Origin of the sequence: Protofrankia coriariae (assembly GCF_001017755.1) — a bacterium.
In the GTDB taxonomy this organism is placed as follows: Bacteria; Actinomycetota; Actinomycetes; order Frankiales; family Frankiaceae; genus Protofrankia; species Protofrankia coriariae.
In genome coordinates this window covers 24,499-43,412 of record NZ_JWIO01000014.1, presented here as the reverse complement: position 1 = coordinate 43,412, position 18,914 = coordinate 24,499, and the positions used below count along the sequence as shown (strand labels likewise).

At 71.4% G+C, this 18,914-nt stretch carries 15 protein-coding genes, 1 tRNA gene and 1 pseudogene; 13 read left to right on the top strand and 4 right to left on the bottom strand.

The window, feature by feature from the left end; translation table 11 throughout:
- The first annotated feature begins 57 nt into the window (after window positions 1–57).
- Entirely contained in the window at window positions 58–825 is a 768-nt protein-coding gene (locus FrCorBMG51_RS10200; protein ID WP_235433467.1) for a chorismate-binding protein, read from the top strand.
- A gap of 345 nt (window positions 826–1,170) precedes the next feature.
- Here FrCorBMG51_RS10200 and FrCorBMG51_RS10195 read toward each other — a convergent pair whose 3' ends face one another.
- Window positions 1,171–1,602, bottom strand: coding sequence for an SsgA family sporulation/cell division regulator (locus tag FrCorBMG51_RS10195; RefSeq protein WP_013873844.1), 432 nt, complete (start codon window positions 1,600–1,602; stop codon window positions 1,171–1,173).
- A gap of 520 nt (window positions 1,603–2,122) precedes the next feature.
- Here FrCorBMG51_RS10195 and FrCorBMG51_RS10190 point away from each other — a divergent pair.
- Window positions 2,123–2,194: transfer RNA gene (locus FrCorBMG51_RS10190), tRNA-Val, on the top strand.
- Between the two features lie 390 nt (window positions 2,195–2,584).
- Here FrCorBMG51_RS10190 and FrCorBMG51_RS10185 read toward each other — a convergent pair.
- The gene (locus tag FrCorBMG51_RS10185; RefSeq protein WP_047222840.1) at window positions 2,585–4,225 is read right to left on the bottom strand and encodes a cytochrome P450; all 1,641 of its coding nucleotides are present in this window, start codon (window positions 4,223–4,225) and stop codon (window positions 2,585–2,587) included.
- A gap of 788 nt (window positions 4,226–5,013) precedes the next feature.
- Between FrCorBMG51_RS10185 and FrCorBMG51_RS10180 the strand changes: the two genes are divergently transcribed.
- Window positions 5,014–5,574, top strand: a complete 561-nt coding sequence (locus FrCorBMG51_RS10180; protein WP_047222839.1) for an HIT family protein — start codon at window positions 5,014–5,016, stop codon at window positions 5,572–5,574.
- A gap of 257 nt (window positions 5,575–5,831) precedes the next feature.
- On the opposite strand, the gene FrCorBMG51_RS10175 is transcribed toward FrCorBMG51_RS10180, so the two are convergent.
- A complete protein-coding gene (locus tag FrCorBMG51_RS10175; RefSeq protein WP_047222838.1) occupies window positions 5,832–8,048 on the bottom strand; it encodes an elongation factor G-like protein EF-G2 in 2,217 nt (738 codons plus the stop codon).
- 464 nt (window positions 8,049–8,512) lie between these two features.
- On the opposite strand from FrCorBMG51_RS10175, the gene pgsA reads away from it, so the two are divergent.
- From pgsA to FrCorBMG51_RS10140, 7 genes and pseudogenes are all read left to right on the top strand, one after another.
- Entirely contained in the window at window positions 8,513–9,262 is a 750-nt protein-coding gene (gene pgsA, locus FrCorBMG51_RS10170) for a phosphatidylinositol phosphate synthase (protein ID WP_086055364.1), read from the top strand.
- Window positions 9,263–9,300: 38 nt separating this feature from the next.
- On the top strand, window positions 9,301–10,275 hold the full coding sequence (locus FrCorBMG51_RS10165; protein ID WP_235433492.1) for a phosphatidylinositol mannoside acyltransferase: 975 nt from the start codon (window positions 9,301–9,303) through the stop codon (window positions 10,273–10,275).
- Window positions 10,272–11,405, top strand: coding sequence for a glycosyltransferase family 4 protein (locus FrCorBMG51_RS10160; RefSeq protein WP_047222837.1), 1,134 nt, complete (start codon window positions 10,272–10,274; stop codon window positions 11,403–11,405). The genes FrCorBMG51_RS10165 and FrCorBMG51_RS10160 overlap by 4 nt, the downstream gene beginning before the upstream one ends.
- A 112-nt stretch (window positions 11,406–11,517) precedes the next feature.
- A complete protein-coding gene (locus tag FrCorBMG51_RS10155) occupies window positions 11,518–12,210 on the top strand; it encodes a hypothetical protein (RefSeq protein ID WP_047222836.1) in 693 nt (230 codons plus the stop codon).
- Window positions 12,211–12,418: 208 nt separating this feature from the next.
- The gene (gene pdxS / locus FrCorBMG51_RS10150) at window positions 12,419–13,408 is read left to right on the top strand and encodes a pyridoxal 5'-phosphate synthase lyase subunit PdxS (protein ID WP_047222835.1); all 990 of its coding nucleotides are present in this window, start codon (window positions 12,419–12,421) and stop codon (window positions 13,406–13,408) included.
- Window positions 13,402–14,046 (top strand): annotated as a pseudogene (pdxT, locus tag FrCorBMG51_RS10145) (pyridoxal 5'-phosphate synthase glutaminase subunit PdxT); the annotation flags it as partial. The gene pdxS and the pseudogene pdxT, both read left to right, overlap by 7 nt.
- Before the next feature lie 101 nt (window positions 14,047–14,147).
- A complete protein-coding gene (locus FrCorBMG51_RS10140; RefSeq protein WP_047222834.1) occupies window positions 14,148–14,903 on the top strand; it encodes a YebC/PmpR family DNA-binding transcriptional regulator in 756 nt (251 codons plus the stop codon).
- 162 nt (window positions 14,904–15,065) lie between these two features.
- Here FrCorBMG51_RS10140 and FrCorBMG51_RS10135 read toward each other — a convergent pair whose 3' ends face one another.
- Window positions 15,066–16,073: an alpha/beta hydrolase gene (locus FrCorBMG51_RS10135; protein WP_200902401.1), complete on the bottom strand. Its 1,008-nt coding sequence runs from the start codon at window positions 16,071–16,073 to the stop codon at window positions 15,066–15,068.
- A 402-nt stretch (window positions 16,074–16,475) separates the two neighbouring features.
- On the opposite strand from FrCorBMG51_RS10135, the gene ruvC reads away from it, so the two are divergent.
- Genes ruvC through ruvB form a run of 3 tightly spaced genes read left to right on the top strand, consistent with a single transcriptional unit; the run spans window position 16,476 to window position 18,875 of the window.
- Window positions 16,476–17,009: a crossover junction endodeoxyribonuclease RuvC gene (gene ruvC / locus FrCorBMG51_RS10130; RefSeq protein ID WP_047222971.1), complete on the top strand. Its 534-nt coding sequence runs from the start codon at window positions 16,476–16,478 to the stop codon at window positions 17,007–17,009.
- The gene (gene ruvA, locus FrCorBMG51_RS10125; RefSeq protein ID WP_047222833.1) at window positions 17,006–17,812 is read left to right on the top strand and encodes a Holliday junction branch migration protein RuvA; all 807 of its coding nucleotides are present in this window, start codon (window positions 17,006–17,008) and stop codon (window positions 17,810–17,812) included. The genes ruvC and ruvA overlap by 4 nt, the downstream gene beginning before the upstream one ends.
- Before the next feature lie 10 nt (window positions 17,813–17,822).
- A complete protein-coding gene (gene ruvB / locus FrCorBMG51_RS10120; RefSeq protein WP_047222832.1) occupies window positions 17,823–18,875 on the top strand; it encodes a Holliday junction branch migration DNA helicase RuvB in 1,053 nt (350 codons plus the stop codon).
- Window positions 18,876–18,914: the final 39 nt, after the last annotated feature.

The window sequence follows — 18,914 nt, the reverse complement described above, 5'->3', positions numbered from 1 at the left end:
GGCCCGCCCCGCGACGGGTGGACGAGCAGCCTGGATCGGGACGGCTATGTCGCCGGCGTGCGGCGTATCCGCGCCGAGATCGCCGCCGGCGAGGTCTATCAGGTCAATCTGTGCCGAGTGTTGTCCGTGCCGATGGCCGCCGTGAGCGGTGAGGCGATCGCGGCTCTCGGGGTGGCGTTGGCGCGCGGCAACCCGGCGCCGTACGCGGCCGTGATGTATGTCCCGGAGGCGGACATCCGGGTGATCAGCGCGTCCCCGGAGCTGTTCCTGTCACGCCGGGGCGACGTGGTGCGCTCGGGGCCCATCAAGGGAACGGGCCGGGTCGCGGCGGACCTGTTGGAGAAGGACATCGCCGAGAACATCATGATCGTCGATCTGGTGCGTAACGATCTCGGCCGGGTTGCCTGCCCGGGCGGGGTGAGCGTCCCGGCGTTGTGCGCGCTCGAGGCCCATCCGGGCCTGGTGCATCTGGTGTCCACCGTCGAGGCGCGGCTGCGGCCGCATGTCGGCTGGCCCGAGCTGTTCGCCGCGAGCTTCCCGCCCGGGTCGGTGTCGGGCGCTCCGAAACTGAGCGCGTTGCGGGTCATCCGGGATCTGGAGCCGGTGGCGCGCGGGCCGTACTGCGGCGCTGTCGGCTGGGTCGACGCCGACCGGGGGCTGGGTGAACTCGCGGTCGGTATCCGGACGTTCTGGTTCGCGGCCGGCCGGCTGTGTTTCGGTTCCGGCGCCGGAATCACCTGGGGCAGTGACCCGGAAGGAGAATGGCGTGAAACGGAGCTCAAGGCCGAACGGCTGCTGAGGATCTGTTCGTCCGTCCCGACCTGACAGAGCCCGTGGACGCCACGTGGAATTACCAGCGGAATTACTTGAACGGCCTGCGGCTATGACCTTCTGTGACTGACGGCGTCCGGTGTGGACGCCGCTCGGTCCGATTCGATCGTGCTCGGGCGGCTTCCGCTCGGTGACCGGCTACGGGACCGGTCCGGGCGGTCTGCCGCCGGGCGGGTCCACCTGGCCGGCAGGGTGCATCGACCACCTGGAGGATCTGCGAAGATCGGCAGGATTCGCGTCGGCGGGATCCGTGGGATCCGTGCTGTCAGGCGTCCTGGTGTGGTCGTCAGGCGCGATGGTCAGGCCGGGACGACACCGGGTGCCCCGGCCTGGGCGATGTCACGTCTGCGGGCCACCCCAGATGAGCAGCGCGAGCTCCGCGTCCAGATCGACGACTTCGCTTTCCCCGCCGAGAGGTACCACCGAGTAGGTGCGGCGCAGGAACGACAGCACCTCGGACCGCGGCATCTCGAACAGCGCGTGGCCGGAGGGACTGGACAGCGACAGGCAGACGATCCGCCCGCCGGACTGGGCCGCCGGCCACACCTGCACGTCGCCGTCCCCGGCCGGTCGCCGGACGCCGTCGCTGAGCAGTTGGCGAGCGAACGTCCACTCGACAACCTCGTCCGCGCCGGTACGGAACCCGATGCTGACCGCGTAGGGATCCGCCGGTTCGTAGCGCATCGTCGCCGCCACCGGGACGGGCGCTCCACCAGGAACGACGAGCCGAAGTGCGAGTTCTGCTGTGATGGAATCGTGACGAATTGTCATCGGGCGGCCTCTCAGTGCTGCGGTGGTTCGGGCGAGCACCCGTGTAACGAGATGGTTCCCTCTTTGAGGCTCGTTGGAAACAAGGTTATGCGACTTGAACATCCGTTACGCCGGTTCGGGAGAGTTGCCCGGCATGGCGCAGGTACACGGACCGCAGCCGTCCGTCGGAGACGGCTGCGCAGCCCATCCGTGGCCGCCTGGGTCAATGAGCGTCATGTGGCGGAACCCCCGTAGGTCGATTACCCTTCGTATTCGCATTGCAAGTGCTGTCGTGCCTGATGAGATGGGGTCTACCCCTCCCTCGCTCGTCCCAATCGGGGCGAGTTGTGTTCGGATCGTGACCGACGAAACCTCGCTCCGCAAGCCCTGATGTGACCGACATCATGGGTCACAGCGGACAGGCCGCATCGGACGCCCCGCACCCCTCCGCCGCCCCAGCAGCCCCCACCTTGTTGGGACGGCGTTGACGGCCACCCCGCCCGACCCACCGCAACGACGTAGTAAGCTTCATGCGTCTCCAGGGCGTATAGCTCAGTGGTAGAGCGCTGCCTTCACACGGCAGAGGTCCGTGGTTCGAAACCACGTACGCCCACGCGCTGGTCCTCCTTGCTTGCCGCCCTTGGGGCGGCTTCGCCGGGGCCGCGATGCCTGCCCGGGGGCCGAGCCCCCGGAGCCCCCACGGTTCTATGGTGGGGGTGGCCATGGGGCCCCCGGTTGGCGGGCCTGGTCGATCCGGCTTTCTGGGGCTCGCCGCCCTTTGGGCGGCTTCGGGGCGTCGGTTCTGATTGCTCGCCGCCCTTTGGGCGGCTTCGCGGTATCGGTTTTGGTTGTTTGTTGCCATTTGGGTGGTTTTGTACTTGCTCGAGGGTGGGTCTCTGAGGGGCGGTTTGGCATGTTTGCGCCCTTTGGATGATTTTTGGGGGGCGTGTGCCGGGGTGAGAGGGCCGGCGCACGCCTGTGGTTTGTGGGTGTGGTTTGTGGCTCAGGGGTTGCGGCGGTGGGCGATTACGGGGACACCGGCACGGGGGCGCAGGGTGACGCGGGGGAGCGGGGTCACGGAATGGCCGAGGGTCGGCTCCAGGTGCCAGCGTCGGCAGACTGTGGCCAGGACGATTGCGGCCTCGAGTTCGGCGAACGTGTTGCCGATGCACTGACGGCTACCGCCACCGAACGGGAAGAACGCGTACTTCGGACGGGTGGCCGTTGAGCGTGGCTCGCTGGCTGGCCCCGTCGCGGACGGTTGCGTTTCGTCTGCGGGGGATGACGTCGGGGACGGTTCCAGCCAGCGTTGTGGCACGAAACCGTCGGGGTCGGGCCAGTAGTCGGGGTCGCGGTGCATGACCCACTGGCTGACCAGCACCGTCGAACCCGCGGGGATGTCGTAGCCGCCGAGAGAGTGGTCCGCCACCGTTCGGCGGAACATGATCCAGACTGGTGGGTACAGTCGGATCGACTCGGTGAACACCGCGCGGGTATAGGGGAGGCGGGGCAGGTCGTCCAGGGTGGGCAGCCGGTCGCCGAGGACCTCGTCGAGTTCGGCGTGCAGGGCCTCACGCGCCTGTGGGGCGTTGCCGAGCAGGTGGAAGGCCCAACTGAGCGCGTTCGCGGTGGTCTCGTGGCCGGCGAGCAGGATCGTCAGAGCTTCGTCACGTACGGCGTCGTCATCCAGCGGCGCGCCGGTTTCGGCGTCGCGGGTTGTCAGCAGCAGCGACAGCAGGTCGTTGCCGTCGGCCCCCTCGCGCCGGCGGTCAGCGATTATTTCCCGGATCAGCCGGTCGAGGTCGGCGCGGGAGTTACGGGCCCGCAGCGTCGTGGGCAGCGGTATTTTCTCCAGATACCGGCTACCGGGGATGACCGCTCGACGTGACACGCCCATGTTCGCCGCGATCGCCCGCCGTACCGTCAGCACGAGATCGCTGTCCAGGGGCAGGTCGAAAACGGTTCTGGTGACGATTCCGAGGGTCAGCTCGGTCATCTCCTCATGGATGTCCAACCGTTGCCCGTCGGACCATCCGGAAATGGTTTCCTCGGCCAGTCTGGCGAATGTTCCGCCGTACGTGGCGATACGCTGGCGGTGGAACAGCGGCTGAATGAGCCGCCGGCGGGCCCGGTGCAGCTCGCCGCTGCTGGTGAGCAGGCCGGAACCCAGCAGAAGAGCCAGCGGCTGTATTCCCTCGTCGATCGGCATTCGTTTTCTGCGGAAGCCCTTGGCGAAGACCCGCTGGGAGCTCACCAGGATCTCCTGCACCGCGGCCGGGTCGTTGACCAGGTAGACGGTGCCACGGCCCAGGGATCCGCGCACGATCGGGCCGTGTTCGTGGCGCAGCCTGATGAGCAGGTCGAGCGGGTTGGTCAGGAACGAGTACGCCGTACGCAGCGACTGCCCGCTCGGGCCCGGTGGATGCGGGCCAGGCCTGACGGCCGCGCCGCCCACCGCGTCGCCGGGAGCGTCGGCCGGCTGCGCCCCACTTGCGCTCCCGGCCCCACCCGCCCTCTCTGCCCTGTTCGGGCTGTCGGCGTTCGTGCTGTGGGCCTTGCCCGTATGCCCGGCCTCACCCGCGTTCTCGGCCTTGTCCGTGCTCTCCGCCGGGTCGTCGACGGCTCTGGCCTGGGATGATGTCATCGTCTACTCCCGGTTCGGCGGGTCGGGGCACGGCATCCGTCAGGCCCAGGTCGCGGTACGCATCCGACGCTGGGACGCGGGGGCGGCGCGTGCCCGGCGGGCCGAAGGTAACGCGATCATGTGCCTTTCGTGGCCGGGGCGCCTCCGGAAGCCGACCCGGTCGGCCCACCGGGATCGGGGCCGGGGTCCCTGGTCACTGTGGGGACAACTCCTATCCACCCTGCCGTGGTTCCACGGTCGGCAACGGGTACGTTGCGCAAGCAGAAGTGACGGTGCGTCCTGGCTGCGACACGCTGAATGATTCTGGTCATAGTGCGGGCGCCGTGGTTTGAAACGGCTTACGCTACCGGGGAGAGGTTGACGGCGACCCCCCCACGTCGTCAACCTCTCCTGTGGTTGACGAGAAGGTCAGCGATCATAATGTGGGATCGCGGGGTGGCCAGCCGAGGCGGTGACCTGTGGTTGGCCTCTGTGCGCATCCCGTGGCTGGTGGCGCGGCGTCCAACCGGGCATCCTGGGGCGTAGCGGTGTTTTGACGCGGTGCCCGGGTCGGAGTAGGTAGATGTACATCAGTGCGCGGGCCGTGGCGAGGCTGGCGGAAGCGCCGTCTTCAGCCTGTCCGGCCGGCGTGCGTGCCCAGCCAGCTTCCGGACGCATCGGGAGGCCCCGCCAGTGACACACCACCAGGGTGGTCCCAGGTCCATGACCGCGCCATCTGCGAGGCCACCTGTGAGCATGCCGCCCGTGAGCGTCGCGTTGCCCGCGGGCAACACGGGAACGGGCAGTTCGTGGACGTGATTCCGACCGCCCCGGAGGGTGTTTCTCTGGAGGCGCAGGCCGGCGTCGGCAGCCCGGACGCGTTCCGCCGGCTCTACACACCGCACCGGATGGCGTACATCAAGGGGGAACGGCCCGCCGACCAGCAGTGCCCGTTCTGCGAGATCCCGTCCCTGTCGGACGAGGACGGGCTGGTCGTCGCCCGGGGCGAGACCGTGTACGCCGTCCTTAATCTCTACCCGTACAACTCCGGGCATCTCATGATTGTGCCGTACCGGCATATTCCGGACTATGCCGCCCTGGTGGACGCCGAAACCATCGAGATGGCCCTGTTCACCCAGCACGCGCTGCGGGCGTTGCGGCGGGCGAGCGGCGCGCACGGCTTCAACATCGGGATGAACCTCGGTGTCGTCGCGGGTGCCGGTATCGCCGAACACGTCCACCAGCACGTCGTGCCTCGCTGGGGCGGTGACACCAACTTCATGCCGGTCGTGGGCGGCACGAAAGTCCTGCCCGCGTTGCTGGGCCAGACCCGCGAGCTCACCGCCGCCGCGTGGAAGGAAACCGAATAGGCACCGGCCCCGCGGCTGTGCACGGCACGGTTCTCCCGTGCCGTGCACAGCCGCCCAGGTGCCGTTCTTCCGACGCGGTGTTTCGCGGGACCGCGTTTCCCCGTGTCATGTTCTGGCGTCGTGTTCCGATGCCGTGTTCCGATGCCGTGTCGGAAGTGGACCGCTTTTCCGTGCCCGCCAAGGGATGCTCGGGGGCGGCACGGCGGTGGGGCCCGAACCGGTGCTGATCCGGGCCCACCACGGATGCGGGCCCCGTGCTATCCGGTTTCGCCGGGTCTGTCGCCGAGGTGTTCGGCGGCGAGGTGGTCAGGTACCGGTTCGTAACGCAGATTGTCACGGGTGAACGTGCCGGTGCCCTGGGTCAGTGAACGGATGTCCACCGCGTACCGCAGCATCTCCTTCTCGGGCACCTCGGCCCGCACCAGGGTCCGGCCCGCGGTGCTCCCGTGCGCTGCCTGCCCGTTGGACTGCCCACCGCCGACCGGCTCGATGCCGACGACCCGGCCGCGCCGCGCCGCGAGGTCGCTGGTAACCGGGCCGACGTGCTCGTCGGGGGTGAGCACGCAGACGGCGAGCACCGGCTCGAGCAGGACGATCCCGGCGGCTCGAGCGGCGTTCTTCACCGCCAGCGCCCCGGCGGCCTGGAAGGCGATGTCGGAGGAGTCCACCGAATGGGCCTTGCCGTCCACCAGCCGCACCCGGATGTCGACGAGCGGATAGCCGGCCGCCACCCCGAGGTCGAGCTGGCGCAGCACGCCCTTCTCCACCGAGGGGATGAACTGCCGGGGGACCGCGCCGCCGACCACCTCGTCGACGAACTCCCGGCCGCTGCCGGCCGGCAGCGGCTCCACCTCGACGTGGCAGATCGCGTACTGACCGTGGCCGCCGGACTGTTTGACGTGCCGGCCGGTGCCCCGCGCCGGTCCGCGCAGCGTCTCCCGCAGCGGCACCTGCGGCGCCACCCGGTCGACGTCCACGCCGTAGCGGGCCCGCAGCCGTTCGATGACGACGTCGCTGTGCGCCTCGCCCATGCACCACAGCACGAGCTGGCCGGTCTCGGTGCCGTACTCCACCGTCAGGCTCGGGTCCTCCGCGGCGAGGCGGGCCAGCGCGGTCGACAGCTTGTCCTCCGAGCTCTTCGTGCGCGCGCGGATCGCCACGGGCAGCTGCGGCCGCGGTATCGACCACGCCCGCAGCAGGATGGGGTCGTCCGGGCTGGACAGGGTGTCACCGGTCTCCGCAGTGGCCAGTTTCGCCACGACACACAGGTCACCGGCCCGCACGACCTGCGCCGGCCGCTGCCCGGAGCGGCCGGCCGGCCGGGAGATCCCCGCGATCCGCCCGTCGTCGTCGTGGTCGGGATGGCCGCGTTCGGCCCGGCCGTGCCCGCAGACGTGGACGGTCATGTCCGTGCGCAGCGTCCCGGAGAACACCCTGACCAGTGAGATGCGTCCGACGTAGGGGTCGGTCGTGGTCCGGATGACCTCGGCGGCCAGCGGGCCGTCCGGGTCGGCCGACAGCGACGGCCCCGACGACCCGTCAGGGCGGGTGCTCACCGGCAGGCGGTGTTCGGCGGGGGACGGGAACGCCCGGGTGAACAGGTCCAGCAGCTCGGCGGCGCCGAGCATGTCGCCGCTCCCGCCGACGGCACCGGCCGGGCCGAGAACGGGCAGGACCGGGTGGAAGCGGCCGCGGGCGACCGCTGTCTCCAGGTCGCGAAGCAGCAGCTCCGGTGCCAGTGGCTCCCCGGCGAGGTACTGCTCGAGCAGGGACTCGTCCTCACTCTCGGCGATGATCCCTTCGATCAGGGCGCTGCGGGCGGCGGCGACCGCCGGCCGGGTGGTGCCGTTCCCGGCGGCGGAAACGGCACCGGGAACGGCGCCACCCGCGGACAGCAGGTCGATCAGCTGGTAGCCGCCGTGCCCCGGCGCGGGCCCGTCCGCCGCTGGCAGGCGTACCGGCAGGTACAGCGGCAGCACGCCCGGGCCGAACAGCTTCTGGCAGGTGGCTACGGTCGCGGCGAAGTCGGCGCGGGGATGTTCCAGCTTCGTGAGCACGATTGCCCGGGGTGTGCCGGCGGCGGCGCACTCGTCCCACAGCAGCCGGGTGAAGCCGTCGACGCCGTCGAGGGCGCTGACCACGAACAGGGCCGCGTCCCCGCCGCGCAGCCCGGCGCGCAGGTCGCCGATGAAGTCGGCGAGCCCGGGGGTGTCCAGCAGGTTGATCCGCATGCCCCGGTGGGTGGTGGACAGGACAGTCAGGTTGATCGTGCGCTGGCGGTGCTCGGCATCGTCGTGATCGGTGTGCCGCGGCGGGGCGGGACGGCCCTGCGCCGCCTCGCCCTCGTCGGCCGCGGCCAGCAGGCTCTCGGCAAGAGTCGTCTTACCCGCGCCGGTGTGGCCGACAAGAATGACGTTGCGTACGTCGGCCGGGTGCTCGAGGTCGGGACGATCATTGCATGCGGTTGTTTTCACCTACGCCTCCCCGGTGTGACACGGCCACCCGGTGGCCCTGGTGACGGCCACTGGGCGGCTGGGAGGGCTGAACCAGTGGACCCCGCCTGGGTGACTGGACGAACGCGGTGGGCCGATCCGCTCCGGGCGGCCGGTGGCGGATCGCGTGATCGCGTCGTCATGAGTGGTTGTGTCAGTGGTGACGGTTGTGTGGGTGGAGGAAACGGTCCGGCTGTTGTCAGGTCGACGATTGTGACGTCGACGGTTGTGGTGTCACTGGTTGTGGTGTCGACGGTTGTCGTGTTGACGGGTGTTGGCGGTTGTCGTGCCGACGGTCAGCGGTGAGCTGCTGTGAAAAACTCGTGGGAACAGGTTCCCCCTCCGCCGGCATGTGAACAACCCATGTCGGTCTGGCAAGGAACGGGTTGCCGATGGTCACAGCGGTACTGTGAGGGACAGCACCGGACGTACACGACGGGACGTACATGCTCGCTAGCAAGGCGCGACCGCAGATTCAACGGGTGCTCGATCCCCTGGGCGAGCGGTTGGCCCGGTCGTCGGTGTCGCCGGACGTGGTGACGATCGTCGGCACCATCGGTGTCAGCGGTGCCGCGCTGGGCTTCTTCACCCGCGGGGTCTTCTTCGTCGGCACCCTCGTGATCACGCTGTTCGTCTTCTCCGATCTGCTCGACGGCCTGATCGCCCGGGCCCGCGGGATCTCCTCGCCGTGGGGCGCGTTCCTGGACTCGGCCTCCGACCGGGTCGGGGACGGCGCCATCTTCGGCTCGCTGATCCTGTGGTACGCCGGTGACGGTGACTCGCTGCCACTGTGCGCGGCTGCCCTGATCAGCCTGGTGGCCGGCTCGATCACCTCCTACGTCAAGGCGCGGGCCGAGGGCCTCGGGCTGCGGTGTGACGTGGGGTTCGCCGAACGCGGCGAACGCCTGCTGATCGTCCTGGTCGCGGCCGGTCTCTACGGCCTGGGCGTGCCGTACCTGCTGCCGGCGGCGCTGTGGTTCCTTGCCGGCGCCACCGTCCTGACGGTGACACAGCGTGTCGTTCATGTGCGTCGACAGTATCTGCAGGCGGCCGGCGCCGCCGGNNNCAGGCGGCCGGCGCCGCCGGTGCGTCCGCGGCTGCCGGTGCCCCACCGGCCGAACCGACCGCCGGTCAGCGGGCCCGCTGACGGCACGTACCGGGTGTCCCGCGCGCGAATGACCATGATTGGTTGGTGACGTGGTTGGGAGCCGAGCCCTGGGTGTCCCGCGCGCGGATGACCGACCTGGCGTACGCGGCGGGCTGGCGGGTGGTCCGCCTGCTGCCCGAGCGGGTGGCGGCCACGGTGTTCACGGCGGTGGCCGACGTCGCCGTACGGCGGGACGGTCGTGGGGTGCACCGACTGCGCTCCAACCTCGCCCGTGTCACCCCGCCCGGCACCGATCTCGACCGGCTGACCCGGGCGGCCGTGCGGTCCTACGCGCGTTACTGGCTGGAGGTCTTCCGCCTCCAGGACATCTCCCGTGAGCGGATCATCGGGGGAATGCACATGCTGGACGAGCCACGTCTGCGCGACGCCCTCGCCAGCGGCCGCGGGACCGTTGTCGCGTTACCGCACATGGGCAACTGGGAGCATGCCGGCGCCTGGCTGGTCGCCACCGGCGAACCGTTCACGACCGTGGCCGAACGTCTCCAGCCGGCGTCGCTGTTCGACCGGTTCGTCCGGTTCCGTTCGGCGCTCGGCATGGAGGTCATCCCGCTGACCGGGGGCGAGCGGCCCCCCTTCGACCTGCTGGCCGACCGTCTCGGCGGGGGCGGCACGGTCTGCCTGCTGGCCGACCGCGACCTGTCCGAGGACGGCGTGCCGGTGGAGTTCTTCGGCGCGACGGCCACGATGCCGCCGGGGCCGGCCACCCTGGCGTTGCGGACCGGCGCGACCCTGCTGCCGGCCACGCTCTGGTTCGACCGGGACGGCTGGGGCGTGCGGATCCACCCGGCGGTGCCGCACACCGACGTGGCGCGGATGACCCAGGCACTGGCCGACGCCTTCGCCGAGGGCATCGCCACCCGTCCCGCGGACTGGCACATGCTCCAGCGCATCTGGCGGGACGAGCCACCGGCCGTGCCACCGCAGACGCCGACGCGGACACCGGCACCGACGGAGACGCCGACACCGACGGAGACGGAGCTACCGCAGCCGCGGTCGGAGCCGGCGCCGCGGTCGGAGCCAGAGCCAGGGCCGAGAACATGAAGATCGGCCTTGCCTGCCCCTACACCTGGGACGTTCCCGGCGGAGTCCAGGTCCACGTGCGTGATCTCGCCGAGGCCCTGGTCGCCCTCGGGCACGAGGTATCGGTGATCACGCCGGTGGGCGACGACAGCGCGCTCCCGCCGTACGGGGTGGACGCCGGCCACGCCGTGCCGGTGCCCTACAACGGCTCGGTCGCCCGGCTGCTGATGGGGCCGGTGTCCGCGGCGCGGGTACGCCGGTGGCTGCGCGAGCACGACTTCGACGTCCTGCACGTGCACGAACCGACGGCGCCGAGCGTCAGCCTGCTCGCCTGCATGCTCGCTGACGGCCCGATCGTCGCCACGTTCCACACCTCCAACCCGCGCTCGAAGATCCTGACAGCCGCGCACGGGGCGCTGCAGCCGTCCATGGAGAAGGTCCGGGCCCGCATCGCGGTGTCCGAAGCGGCCCGTCGCACGCTCGTCGAGCATCTCGGCGTGGACGCGATCCTCATCCCCAACGGCGTGTCGATACCCACCTTCGAACGGGCGGCCCCGTTGCCCGAACCGGTCTCGAACGGTTCCACGGTCGTCTTCCTCGGACGTATCGACGAGCCGCGCAAGGGCCTGGACGTGCTGCTCGCGGCCCTGCCGGCGCTGATGGAACGCCGTGCCGACGCCAGGCTGCTGGTCGCCGGCCCCGGCGACGGGGAGGCGGTGCTCGAGCGGGTCGAGCCGGGTCTGCGCGACCGCGTCCACCTGCTCGGGCTCGTCTCCGACGCGGACAAGCCCCGGGTGTTCCGCTCGGGGGAGGTCTACTGCGCGCCCAACACGGGGCAGGAGAGCTTCGGCATCGTCCTGCTGGAGGCGATGGCCGCGGGCGTGCCGGTGGTGGCCAGCGACATCGACGCCTTCCGCCGGGTCCTGGACGACGGCCAGGCCGGCCGGCTGTTCCCGGTCGGCGACGCGACTGCCCTCGCCCACACCCTCGCCGACCTGCTGGCCGATCCCGCACGGCGCGGGCGGCTGGCCGAGCGGGGTCGGGCGGTGGTGGCCGCCTACGACTGGACGGTGATCGCGAAACGGATCGTCGGGGTGTACGAGATGGTCGCCGGCGACAGGCCGGTGTCACTGGCAGCGAACAGCGCCTGACGGGCCAGCGCCTGAGGGCCAACATCGGCCGCGGTCGGCGGTCCGCCATCCGGTGTGAGGAGATTCATGCCAGCTGGCGCGCTCCCACCCCACGTTCACTACGCTGCGCGAGGTGACCCTCGTCGTTGTTACGGTCGTGATCGTGGTGGCGATCGCCACCTATCTGACCTGGCTGGCCAGCCGGCTGGACCGCCTGGCGGTCCGGGTGGACGACGCCCGGACAGGACTGATCAGCCAGCTGGCGCTGCGCGTGGAGGTGGCCGGGGAGCTGGCCCGGCGGTGCGAGCTGACGGAGCTGGGCGAGGCGGTGGAGCGGGCCCGGGCCGCGCAGGTGGGGCCCGCGGGGGGCGGCCCGCTGGACAGCGACACCGAGACTGCGGAGAACAGCCTCAGCCGGGCCCTGCGCTCGCCGGGGGTCACGGCGACGGCGGACCGGGCGCCGGACGCCCTGCACGCGGTGGATGTTGCCGCCGCCCGGGTCGCGCTCGCCCGTCAACTGCACAACGACGCCGTACGCGACGTGCGGGCACTGCGGGCCAGACGGATCGTGCGGGTACTGCGACTGTCCGGGCGCAGGCCGCTGCCCACCTACTTCGAGATCGACGACGCGCTTCCGATGCGTGGTGACACCGGGGGCAGGAACGACCATGCCGGCGCCGACGGCCGTGACGGGGACGGCAGGCGCGCCAGTACCACGCGTGACGGCCCTGCGCGTGACGGCATCGCGCGCGACAGCGGCAGGCGCGACGGCAGTACGTATGATAGCGATGTGTCTGATGGCAATATGTCCAAGTTTACACCGTAAGCTCTTCTGTGTTGTCGATCGTAATCGCCATCCCGTCCGGTAGGTGCTTCCGGTCGTAGGATGGGATGTCTTCCGTCCGGGCTGACTGTCGTGTGTCCGACGTGCTCCGCTCGTGGAAGCCGCGGTTTGTCGGCGTCCGGCCCAGCTGGGATGTTCGCCGTGGACCGAATTCCTGCACCGGTCCCGTCTGTGTACAGAGAGGCATGCCATGTCCGAGGGTCTGACCGCTGCCGAGCCCGCTTCGCGGGGCCACGGACCGGACCACGGATCCGTGCCCACGGCCACGCTGCCCGGCGCGGCCGGCGCGGCAGACGGCGCCCACGTGGGCACGGCCCGGGTCAAGCGGGGCATGGCGGAGATGCTCAAGGGCGGTGTGATCATGGACGTGGTCACGGCCGAGCAGGCCCGGATCGCCGAGGAGGCCGGCGCCGTCGCCGTGATGGCCCTGGAGCGGGTTCCCGCCGATATCCGTGCCCAGGGCGGAGTCTCCCGGATGAGCGACCCGGAGATGATCGAGTCGATCATCGAGGCGGTGTCGATCCCGGTGATGGCCAAGGCACGCATCGGCCACTTCGTCGAGGCCCAGGTGCTCCAGGAGCTGGGGGTCGACTACGTCGACGAGTCCGAGGTTCTCACCCCGGCCGACCCGCACCACCACATCGACAAGTGGCGGTTCACCGTCCCGTTCGTGTGCGGCGCGACCAACCTGGGGGAGGCGCTGCGCCGGATCGGCGAGGGCGCGGCCATGATCCGGTCGAAGGGTGAGGCGGGCACCGGCGAGGTGTCCAACGCGGTCGTGCACATGCGCACGATCCGGGCGGAGATCGCGCGGCTGTCCGCGCTGCCCGGCGACGAGCTCTTCGCCGCGGCCAAGGAACTGCGCGCCCCCTACGAACTGGTCGCCGAGGTCGCGCGGCTCGGCGCGCTGCCGGTCGTGCTGTTCACCGCCGGTGGTATCGCGACGCCCGCGGACGCCGCCCTGATGATGCAGCTGGGGGCGGACGGCGTGTTCGTCGGCTCGGGCATCTTCAAGTCCGGTGACCCGGCACGGCGCGCCCGGGCGATCGTCGAGGCCACCACCATGTACGCCCACCCCGACGTCATCGCGAAGGTCTCCCGCGGCCTCGGCGAGGCGATGGTCGGCATCAACGTCAGCGATCTCGCGCCCGCGGACCGCTTCGCCGACCGCGGATGGTGAGCGGCCCCTGGACGCCTCCGGCACAGGCGAGGACCGGCGCGGCGCGGCTGGGCGTGCTGGCTCTGCAGGGTGACGTCCGCGAGCATTCCCGGGCGCTGGCCGCGCTCGGCGTCCAGGTTGTCGAGGTGCGCCGGCCGTCCGATCTGGGCGCCCTCGACGGGCTGGTGCTGCCCGGCGGCGAGTCCACCACGATCGGCCGGCTGCTGCGGGTGTTCGAGCTGCTGGAGCCGCTGCGGGACGCGATCGCGGCCGGGCTGCCGGTGTTCGGGTCGTGCGCGGGCATGATCCTGCTGGCCAGGGACGTCCTGGACGGCAGGCCCGGCCAGCCGCTGCTGGGCGGGCTGGACGTGGTTGTGCGGCGCAACGCGTTCGGCCGCCAGGTCGACTCGTTCGAGGCGGAGATCGACATCACCGGTGTCGCCGGCGGCCCGGTCCGGGCGGTCTTCATCCGGGCACCCTGGGTGGAGAAGATCGGGGACGAGGTCGAGGTGCTCGGTAGGGTCGGTGACAGGATTGTCGCGGTCCGCCAGGCGGGCGTACTGGCGACCGCGTTCCATCCGGAGCTCACCGGCGACGGGCGGATACACGAACTGTTCGTCGGCATGGTGGAGGATGCGCGAGGCATGCGGGCCGTACGGGGCACACAGGGTGTGCAGGGCGTACGGGGCATATCGGCACAGGGTGTATCCATGCAGGGCACAGGTGGCAGACAGGAGCGGGGACAGGTGAGGGGCACGGCATGAGCGGTCACTCCAAGTGGGCGACCACCAAGCACAAGAAGGCCGTCATCGACGCGCGCCGCGGCAAGCTGTTCGCGAAGCTGATCAAGACGGTCGAGGTGGCGGCCAAGACCGGTGGCGGGGACCCGGCCGGGAACCCGACGCTCGCGGACGCCATTGCCAAGGCGAAGTCGCAGTCGGTACCGAACGACAACATCGACCGCGCCGTGAAGCGGGGGTCGGGCGAGCTCGCCGGCGGGGCCAGCTATGAGGAGATCACCTACGAGGCGTACGCGCCGAACGGGGTGGCCGTGCTGGTCGAGTGCCTGACCGACAACCGCAACCGGGCCGCCTCGGACGTCCGGGTGGCCATCACCCGCAACGGCGGCAGCGTCGCCGATCCAGGGTCGGTGTCCTACCTGTTCAACCGCAAGGGCGTCGTCCTCGTCACGAAGACCCCCGAGCTCGGTGAGGACGACGTCCTGACCGCGGTGCTCGACGCCGGCGCGGAGGAGGTCAACGACCTCGGCGACGCGTTCGAGGTCGTCTCGGAGGCCACGGACCTCAACGCGGTGCGCGTCGCGGCCACCGACGCGGGGCTCACGGTGGCCTCGGCGGACCTGTCCTGGCTGCCCAGCGTCAGCGTGCCGTTGGACGAGGAGGCCGCCCGCAAGGTCCTCAAGCTCGTCGAGGCACTCGAGGATCTCGACGACGTCCAGAACGTCTGGTTCAACGCCGACATCTCCGACGAGATCATGGAGCTGGTCTCGGCCTGACCGGCTCCTGACCGGCTCCCTGGCGCCGTCGGCGTTACCGTGACTTCTGGTGCCGCCGTACGGACCGGTGTTGTTCGCGTGGTGGGTATGTGCCCCGTTTCGAGGCGTGTGTCGTTCTGAGGCGTTCGTCGTTTCGGGACGGGGGTCAGCTCGGGACGGGGGTCAGCCCGTGTTCCGGTCGCGGATGCACTCCTCGGCGAAGGACAGCGCCCGCAGGTGGTAGGAGCGGGCCGCCCACCCCAGGCTGATGTTGTGGCCCGCGCCGCGCTGCCGGACCAGCTCGAAGCGCGGCGCGGCGCTGAAAGCGGCCCGCAGTTCGGTCTCCGTCGCCTCGTCAAGGTGCCACCAGGACTCGTGGTCGGCAAGCGTCCAACGGACCGGCACCCGCACCCGCGGACCCAGCAGGGGCAGCTTCTGCGGCCACTTCGCGGCATCGGATGCCTCGCCGGCCGGCACGCCGGCTGTCGGTACCGTCCCCAGGACGAACGTGCCGGGCGGGTACAGGGACTCCGGCCCCCAGAACAGCTTGCGGGCCGCGAGGGCATGCTCCCGGTGGATCTCGGCGACGCTGCTGTCAGCGGGGATCCGCGGCGGCCACAGACCGTCACGGTACCGGGCTCCCACCCCGGAGACGTCGAGACCGAGCAGGCGCTCGCCGCGTTCGTCCGCGGCGAGCGACACCGACAGCATCGTGCCGAACGAGTGGCCGATCAGGAACAGGCCCGCCCCCGCGGCGTGGGATGCCGTGAACGTCTCCAGCGCCCGCCAGGTGGCGGCGGTCTGCGCGGCCAGCGTCTGGTGGGTGGCCTTCAGCCCCGCCGACGCGCCGTAGCCGGGCCGGTCCAGCGCCAGCACACTGAACCCGAGGGCCGTGCCGAGGGTCAGTAGGGACAGGTCCGGATGCGCCCGGCCGTGGAAGTAGGACGCGCGCAGCCCCCCACCGGGCAGGCCGACGATGACGGCCCGCGGCGGGCCGTCAGGCTCGGCCAGCAGCCCGGACAGCTCCACGTCACCGGCATCGAGGCGGACGTGGCGCGTCTGGTCCGACCGGCGCGCACGCGGCACCTGTCCGTCGCCGTGTTCGGCCGCCGGCCCGGCGGTCAGCCCGGTCGGCCTGGTCGGCTCGGTCAGCCCGACCGGCTCGGTGCCGGCGGCGGCATCGGAGCCCATTGCGGACCTCATTTCCCACATTCCCGGCGCTTTTCGGTGGCATCTCCCGCTTGTCCGGCGGGGCACCGGCGATCTTCGCGGGGCATTGCCGGTCATCTCACCATATGCTGATCTGTGCCCGGCCGACGGCCGCGGGTGGCGTTGCGGACAGCCAGTTGACGCCGGCCGCCAGCGGTGGGTGTCTGCCGGGCTGCTGCCCGGCCGGCCGGCGATGTTTGCCGGGCCGGCGCCCGGGTAGGCGTGTCGCTGCACTCGAACAGGCGTTCAGACGTGCCACAATCGTGGCGAACCGCCGGTGGCCGGNCCGCCGGTGGCCGGCGGTCCCGGGTAATCCGGCGGTCGCGATGTCCGACGGACGGTCGTGACGACAGTCGACGAGCTAGCTGGTCGTGGAGGGTGCCGGTGCTGGTGCTGGGGGTCGATCCGGGGCTTACCCGCTGCGGTCTCGGGGTTGTCGACGGCGGGCCGGGTCAGCAGACGTCGCTGGTCGAGGTCGGCGTGCTGCGTACGCCCGCCGCCGATGACGTCTCCGCCCGGCTGTGGGCACTCGAACGCGGCTTCGGTGAGTGGCTGGACCGTCACCACCCCGACGCGGTCGCGGTCGAGCGGGTGTTCAGCCAGGCCAACGTCCGGACGGTCATGGGTACCGCGCAGGCCGGGGCGGTGGCGATCGTCAGCGCGGCCCGCCGTGGCCTGCCGGTCGCGCTGTACACCCCCAGCGAGGTGAAGGCCTCGGTCAGCGGAAGCGGCCGGGCGGACAAGGCCCAGGTCACCTTCATGGTCAGCCGTCTGCTGGGGCTGTCCGACCCGCCACGCCCGGCCGACGCCGCCGACGCCCTGGCCCTTGCGCTGTGCCACCTGTCGCGAGGGCCGGCGCTCGCCCGGATGCGGGCCGCCAGGCAGGCTGCCGCGGCCGCCGGCAGGAGCCTCAGGTGATCGCGTCCGTGGCCGGGACGGTTGCCGCCCTGTCGCCCGATGCCGCCGTGGTCGAGGTGGGCGGGGTCGGGCTGCTCGTCCAGTGCACCCCCGCGACCCTGGCCGGGCTGCGGGTCGGGCAGCAGACACGGCTGGTCACCACGCTGGTCGTCCGGGAGACCGAGCTGACTCTCTACGGTTTCGCCGACGCCGACGAGCGCGACGTCTTCGAAACCCTGCAGAGCGCCTCCGGGGTCGGCCCCCGGCTCGCCCAGGCCGTGCTCGGCGTCCACAGTCCGGACAGCGTGCGCCGCGCGGTCGCGGCGGAGGATCTCGCGGCTCTGACGAAGGTGCCCGGCATCGGTCGCAAGGGCGCGCAGCGCATCGTCCTCGACCTCAGGGACAGGCTCGGCCCGCCCGTACCGGCGCCGGCCGCGGGGGATGGCGGTGTGGGTGTGGGCGGGGCCGGCGGTGACGGTGCCGCGCCGGCCGCGGGCACGGGTGTCACCGCCGGCGAGCAGGTCCGCCTCGCGCTGCTCGGGCTCGGCTACACCGCGCGGGAGGCCGACGACGCGCTGGCCGCCGCGCTGGCCGATTCCCTGTCCGATCCCCTGGCCACCACCGGGGCGGATGCCCTGGCCACGGTCCCGGCCGGCAACGGCCACGGCGATGCCGGGCCGGGCAGCCGCGCGGGCCGTGACGGCCCCGGTGACCCACGGGCCAACGGCGCCGGCACCGGCCGGGCGGGCAGCGGCCGTGCCGAGACACCGGATCCCGTAGGCGTGCTGCTGCGTCGGGCGCTGGCCGCCCTGCGGCCTCGGTAAGGGCGGCTGGATGGACGTCGAGGGTCTGGTCTCGCCGGTGGCCGAACCGCAGGAGCGTGCCTTTGAGGCGGGCCTGCGGCCGGGGACGCTAGCGGAGTTCATCGGCCAGCAGAAGGTCCGCGAACAGCTTATGATCATGCTTGAGGGGGCGCGGGCCCGGGCGCGTCCGCCCGACCACGTCCTGCTGTCCGGGCCGCCGGGGCTCGGCAAGACCAGCCTGGCCATGATCATTGCTCGGGAGATGGCGGTCCCGCTGCGGATGACCAGCGGGCCGGCGGTCGAACGGGCGGGGGATCTCGTGGCGATCCTCACCGCGCTGGCCCCGGGCGAGGTGCTCTTCCTCGACGAGATCCACCGCATCGCGCGCCCGGCCGAGGAGCTGCTCTACGCCGCGATGGAGGACTTCCGGGTCGACGTCGTGCTGGGCAAGGGCCCCGGCGCCACCGCGATCCCGCTGGACATCGCCCCGTTCACCCTCGTCGGCGCGACCACCCGCTCCGGTCTGCTCACCGGGCCGCTGCGCGACCGGTTCGGTTTCACCGCCCACATGGACTTCTACGACACCGACGAGCTGATCGATGTGCTGGTCCGGTCAGCGGCGCTGCTCGGTGTGCACATCACCGGCGACGGCGCGGCAGAGGTCGCCGGCAGGTCACGCGGAACCCCCCGGATCGCCAACCGACTGCTGCGACGGGTGCGTGACTACGCCGAGGTGCGGGCGGACGGAGTCGTCACCCGTGAGGTCGCCCAGGCCGCCCTGCGCGTCTACGACGTGGACGCACTCGGTCTGGACAGGCTGGACCGGGCGGTGCTGGAGGCGCTGGTACGCCGCTTCAACGGCGGCCCGGTGGGTCTGGCGACCCTGGCGGTGGCGGTGGGGGAGGAGCCGGACACGGTCGAGGAGGTGGCCGAGCCGTTCCTGGTCCGGGCCGGTCTGCTCGCCCGGACCCCCCGGGGGCGCATCGCGACCCCGGCCGCCTTCACCCACCTCGGCCTCGACCCGGTCGAGGGCCTGCTGGGCCGTTCCCAGGTTCCGCTTCCCCTCATCGACAGCGACGACTGAGCCCCTGGCCGACGGCGGCTGAGAGCGGCGGCTGCCCGC

Coding starts and splice junctions, on each gene's coding strand:
- FrCorBMG51_RS10195 (WP_013873844.1), bottom strand. CDS start 1,602: ATGACAATTCGTCACGATTCCATCACAGCAGAACTCGCACTTCGGCTC.
- FrCorBMG51_RS10185 (WP_047222840.1), bottom strand. CDS start 4,225: ATGACATCATCCCAGGCCAGAGCCGTCGACGACCCGGCGGAGAGCACG.
- FrCorBMG51_RS10160 (WP_047222837.1), top strand. CDS start 10,272: ATGAAGATCGGCCTTGCCTGCCCCTACACCTGGGACGTTCCCGGCGGA.
- FrCorBMG51_RS10165 (WP_235433492.1), top strand. CDS start 9,301: ATGACCGACCTGGCGTACGCGGCGGGCTGGCGGGTGGTCCGCCTGCTG.
- pdxS (WP_047222835.1), top strand. CDS start 12,419: ATGTCCGAGGGTCTGACCGCTGCCGAGCCCGCTTCGCGGGGCCACGGA.
- FrCorBMG51_RS10135 (WP_200902401.1), bottom strand. CDS start 16,073: ATGGGCTCCGATGCCGCCGCCGGCACCGAGCCGGTCGGGCTGACCGAG.
- FrCorBMG51_RS10140 (WP_047222834.1), top strand. CDS start 14,148: ATGAGCGGTCACTCCAAGTGGGCGACCACCAAGCACAAGAAGGCCGTC.
- ruvB (WP_047222832.1), top strand. CDS start 17,823: ATGGACGTCGAGGGTCTGGTCTCGCCGGTGGCCGAACCGCAGGAGCGT.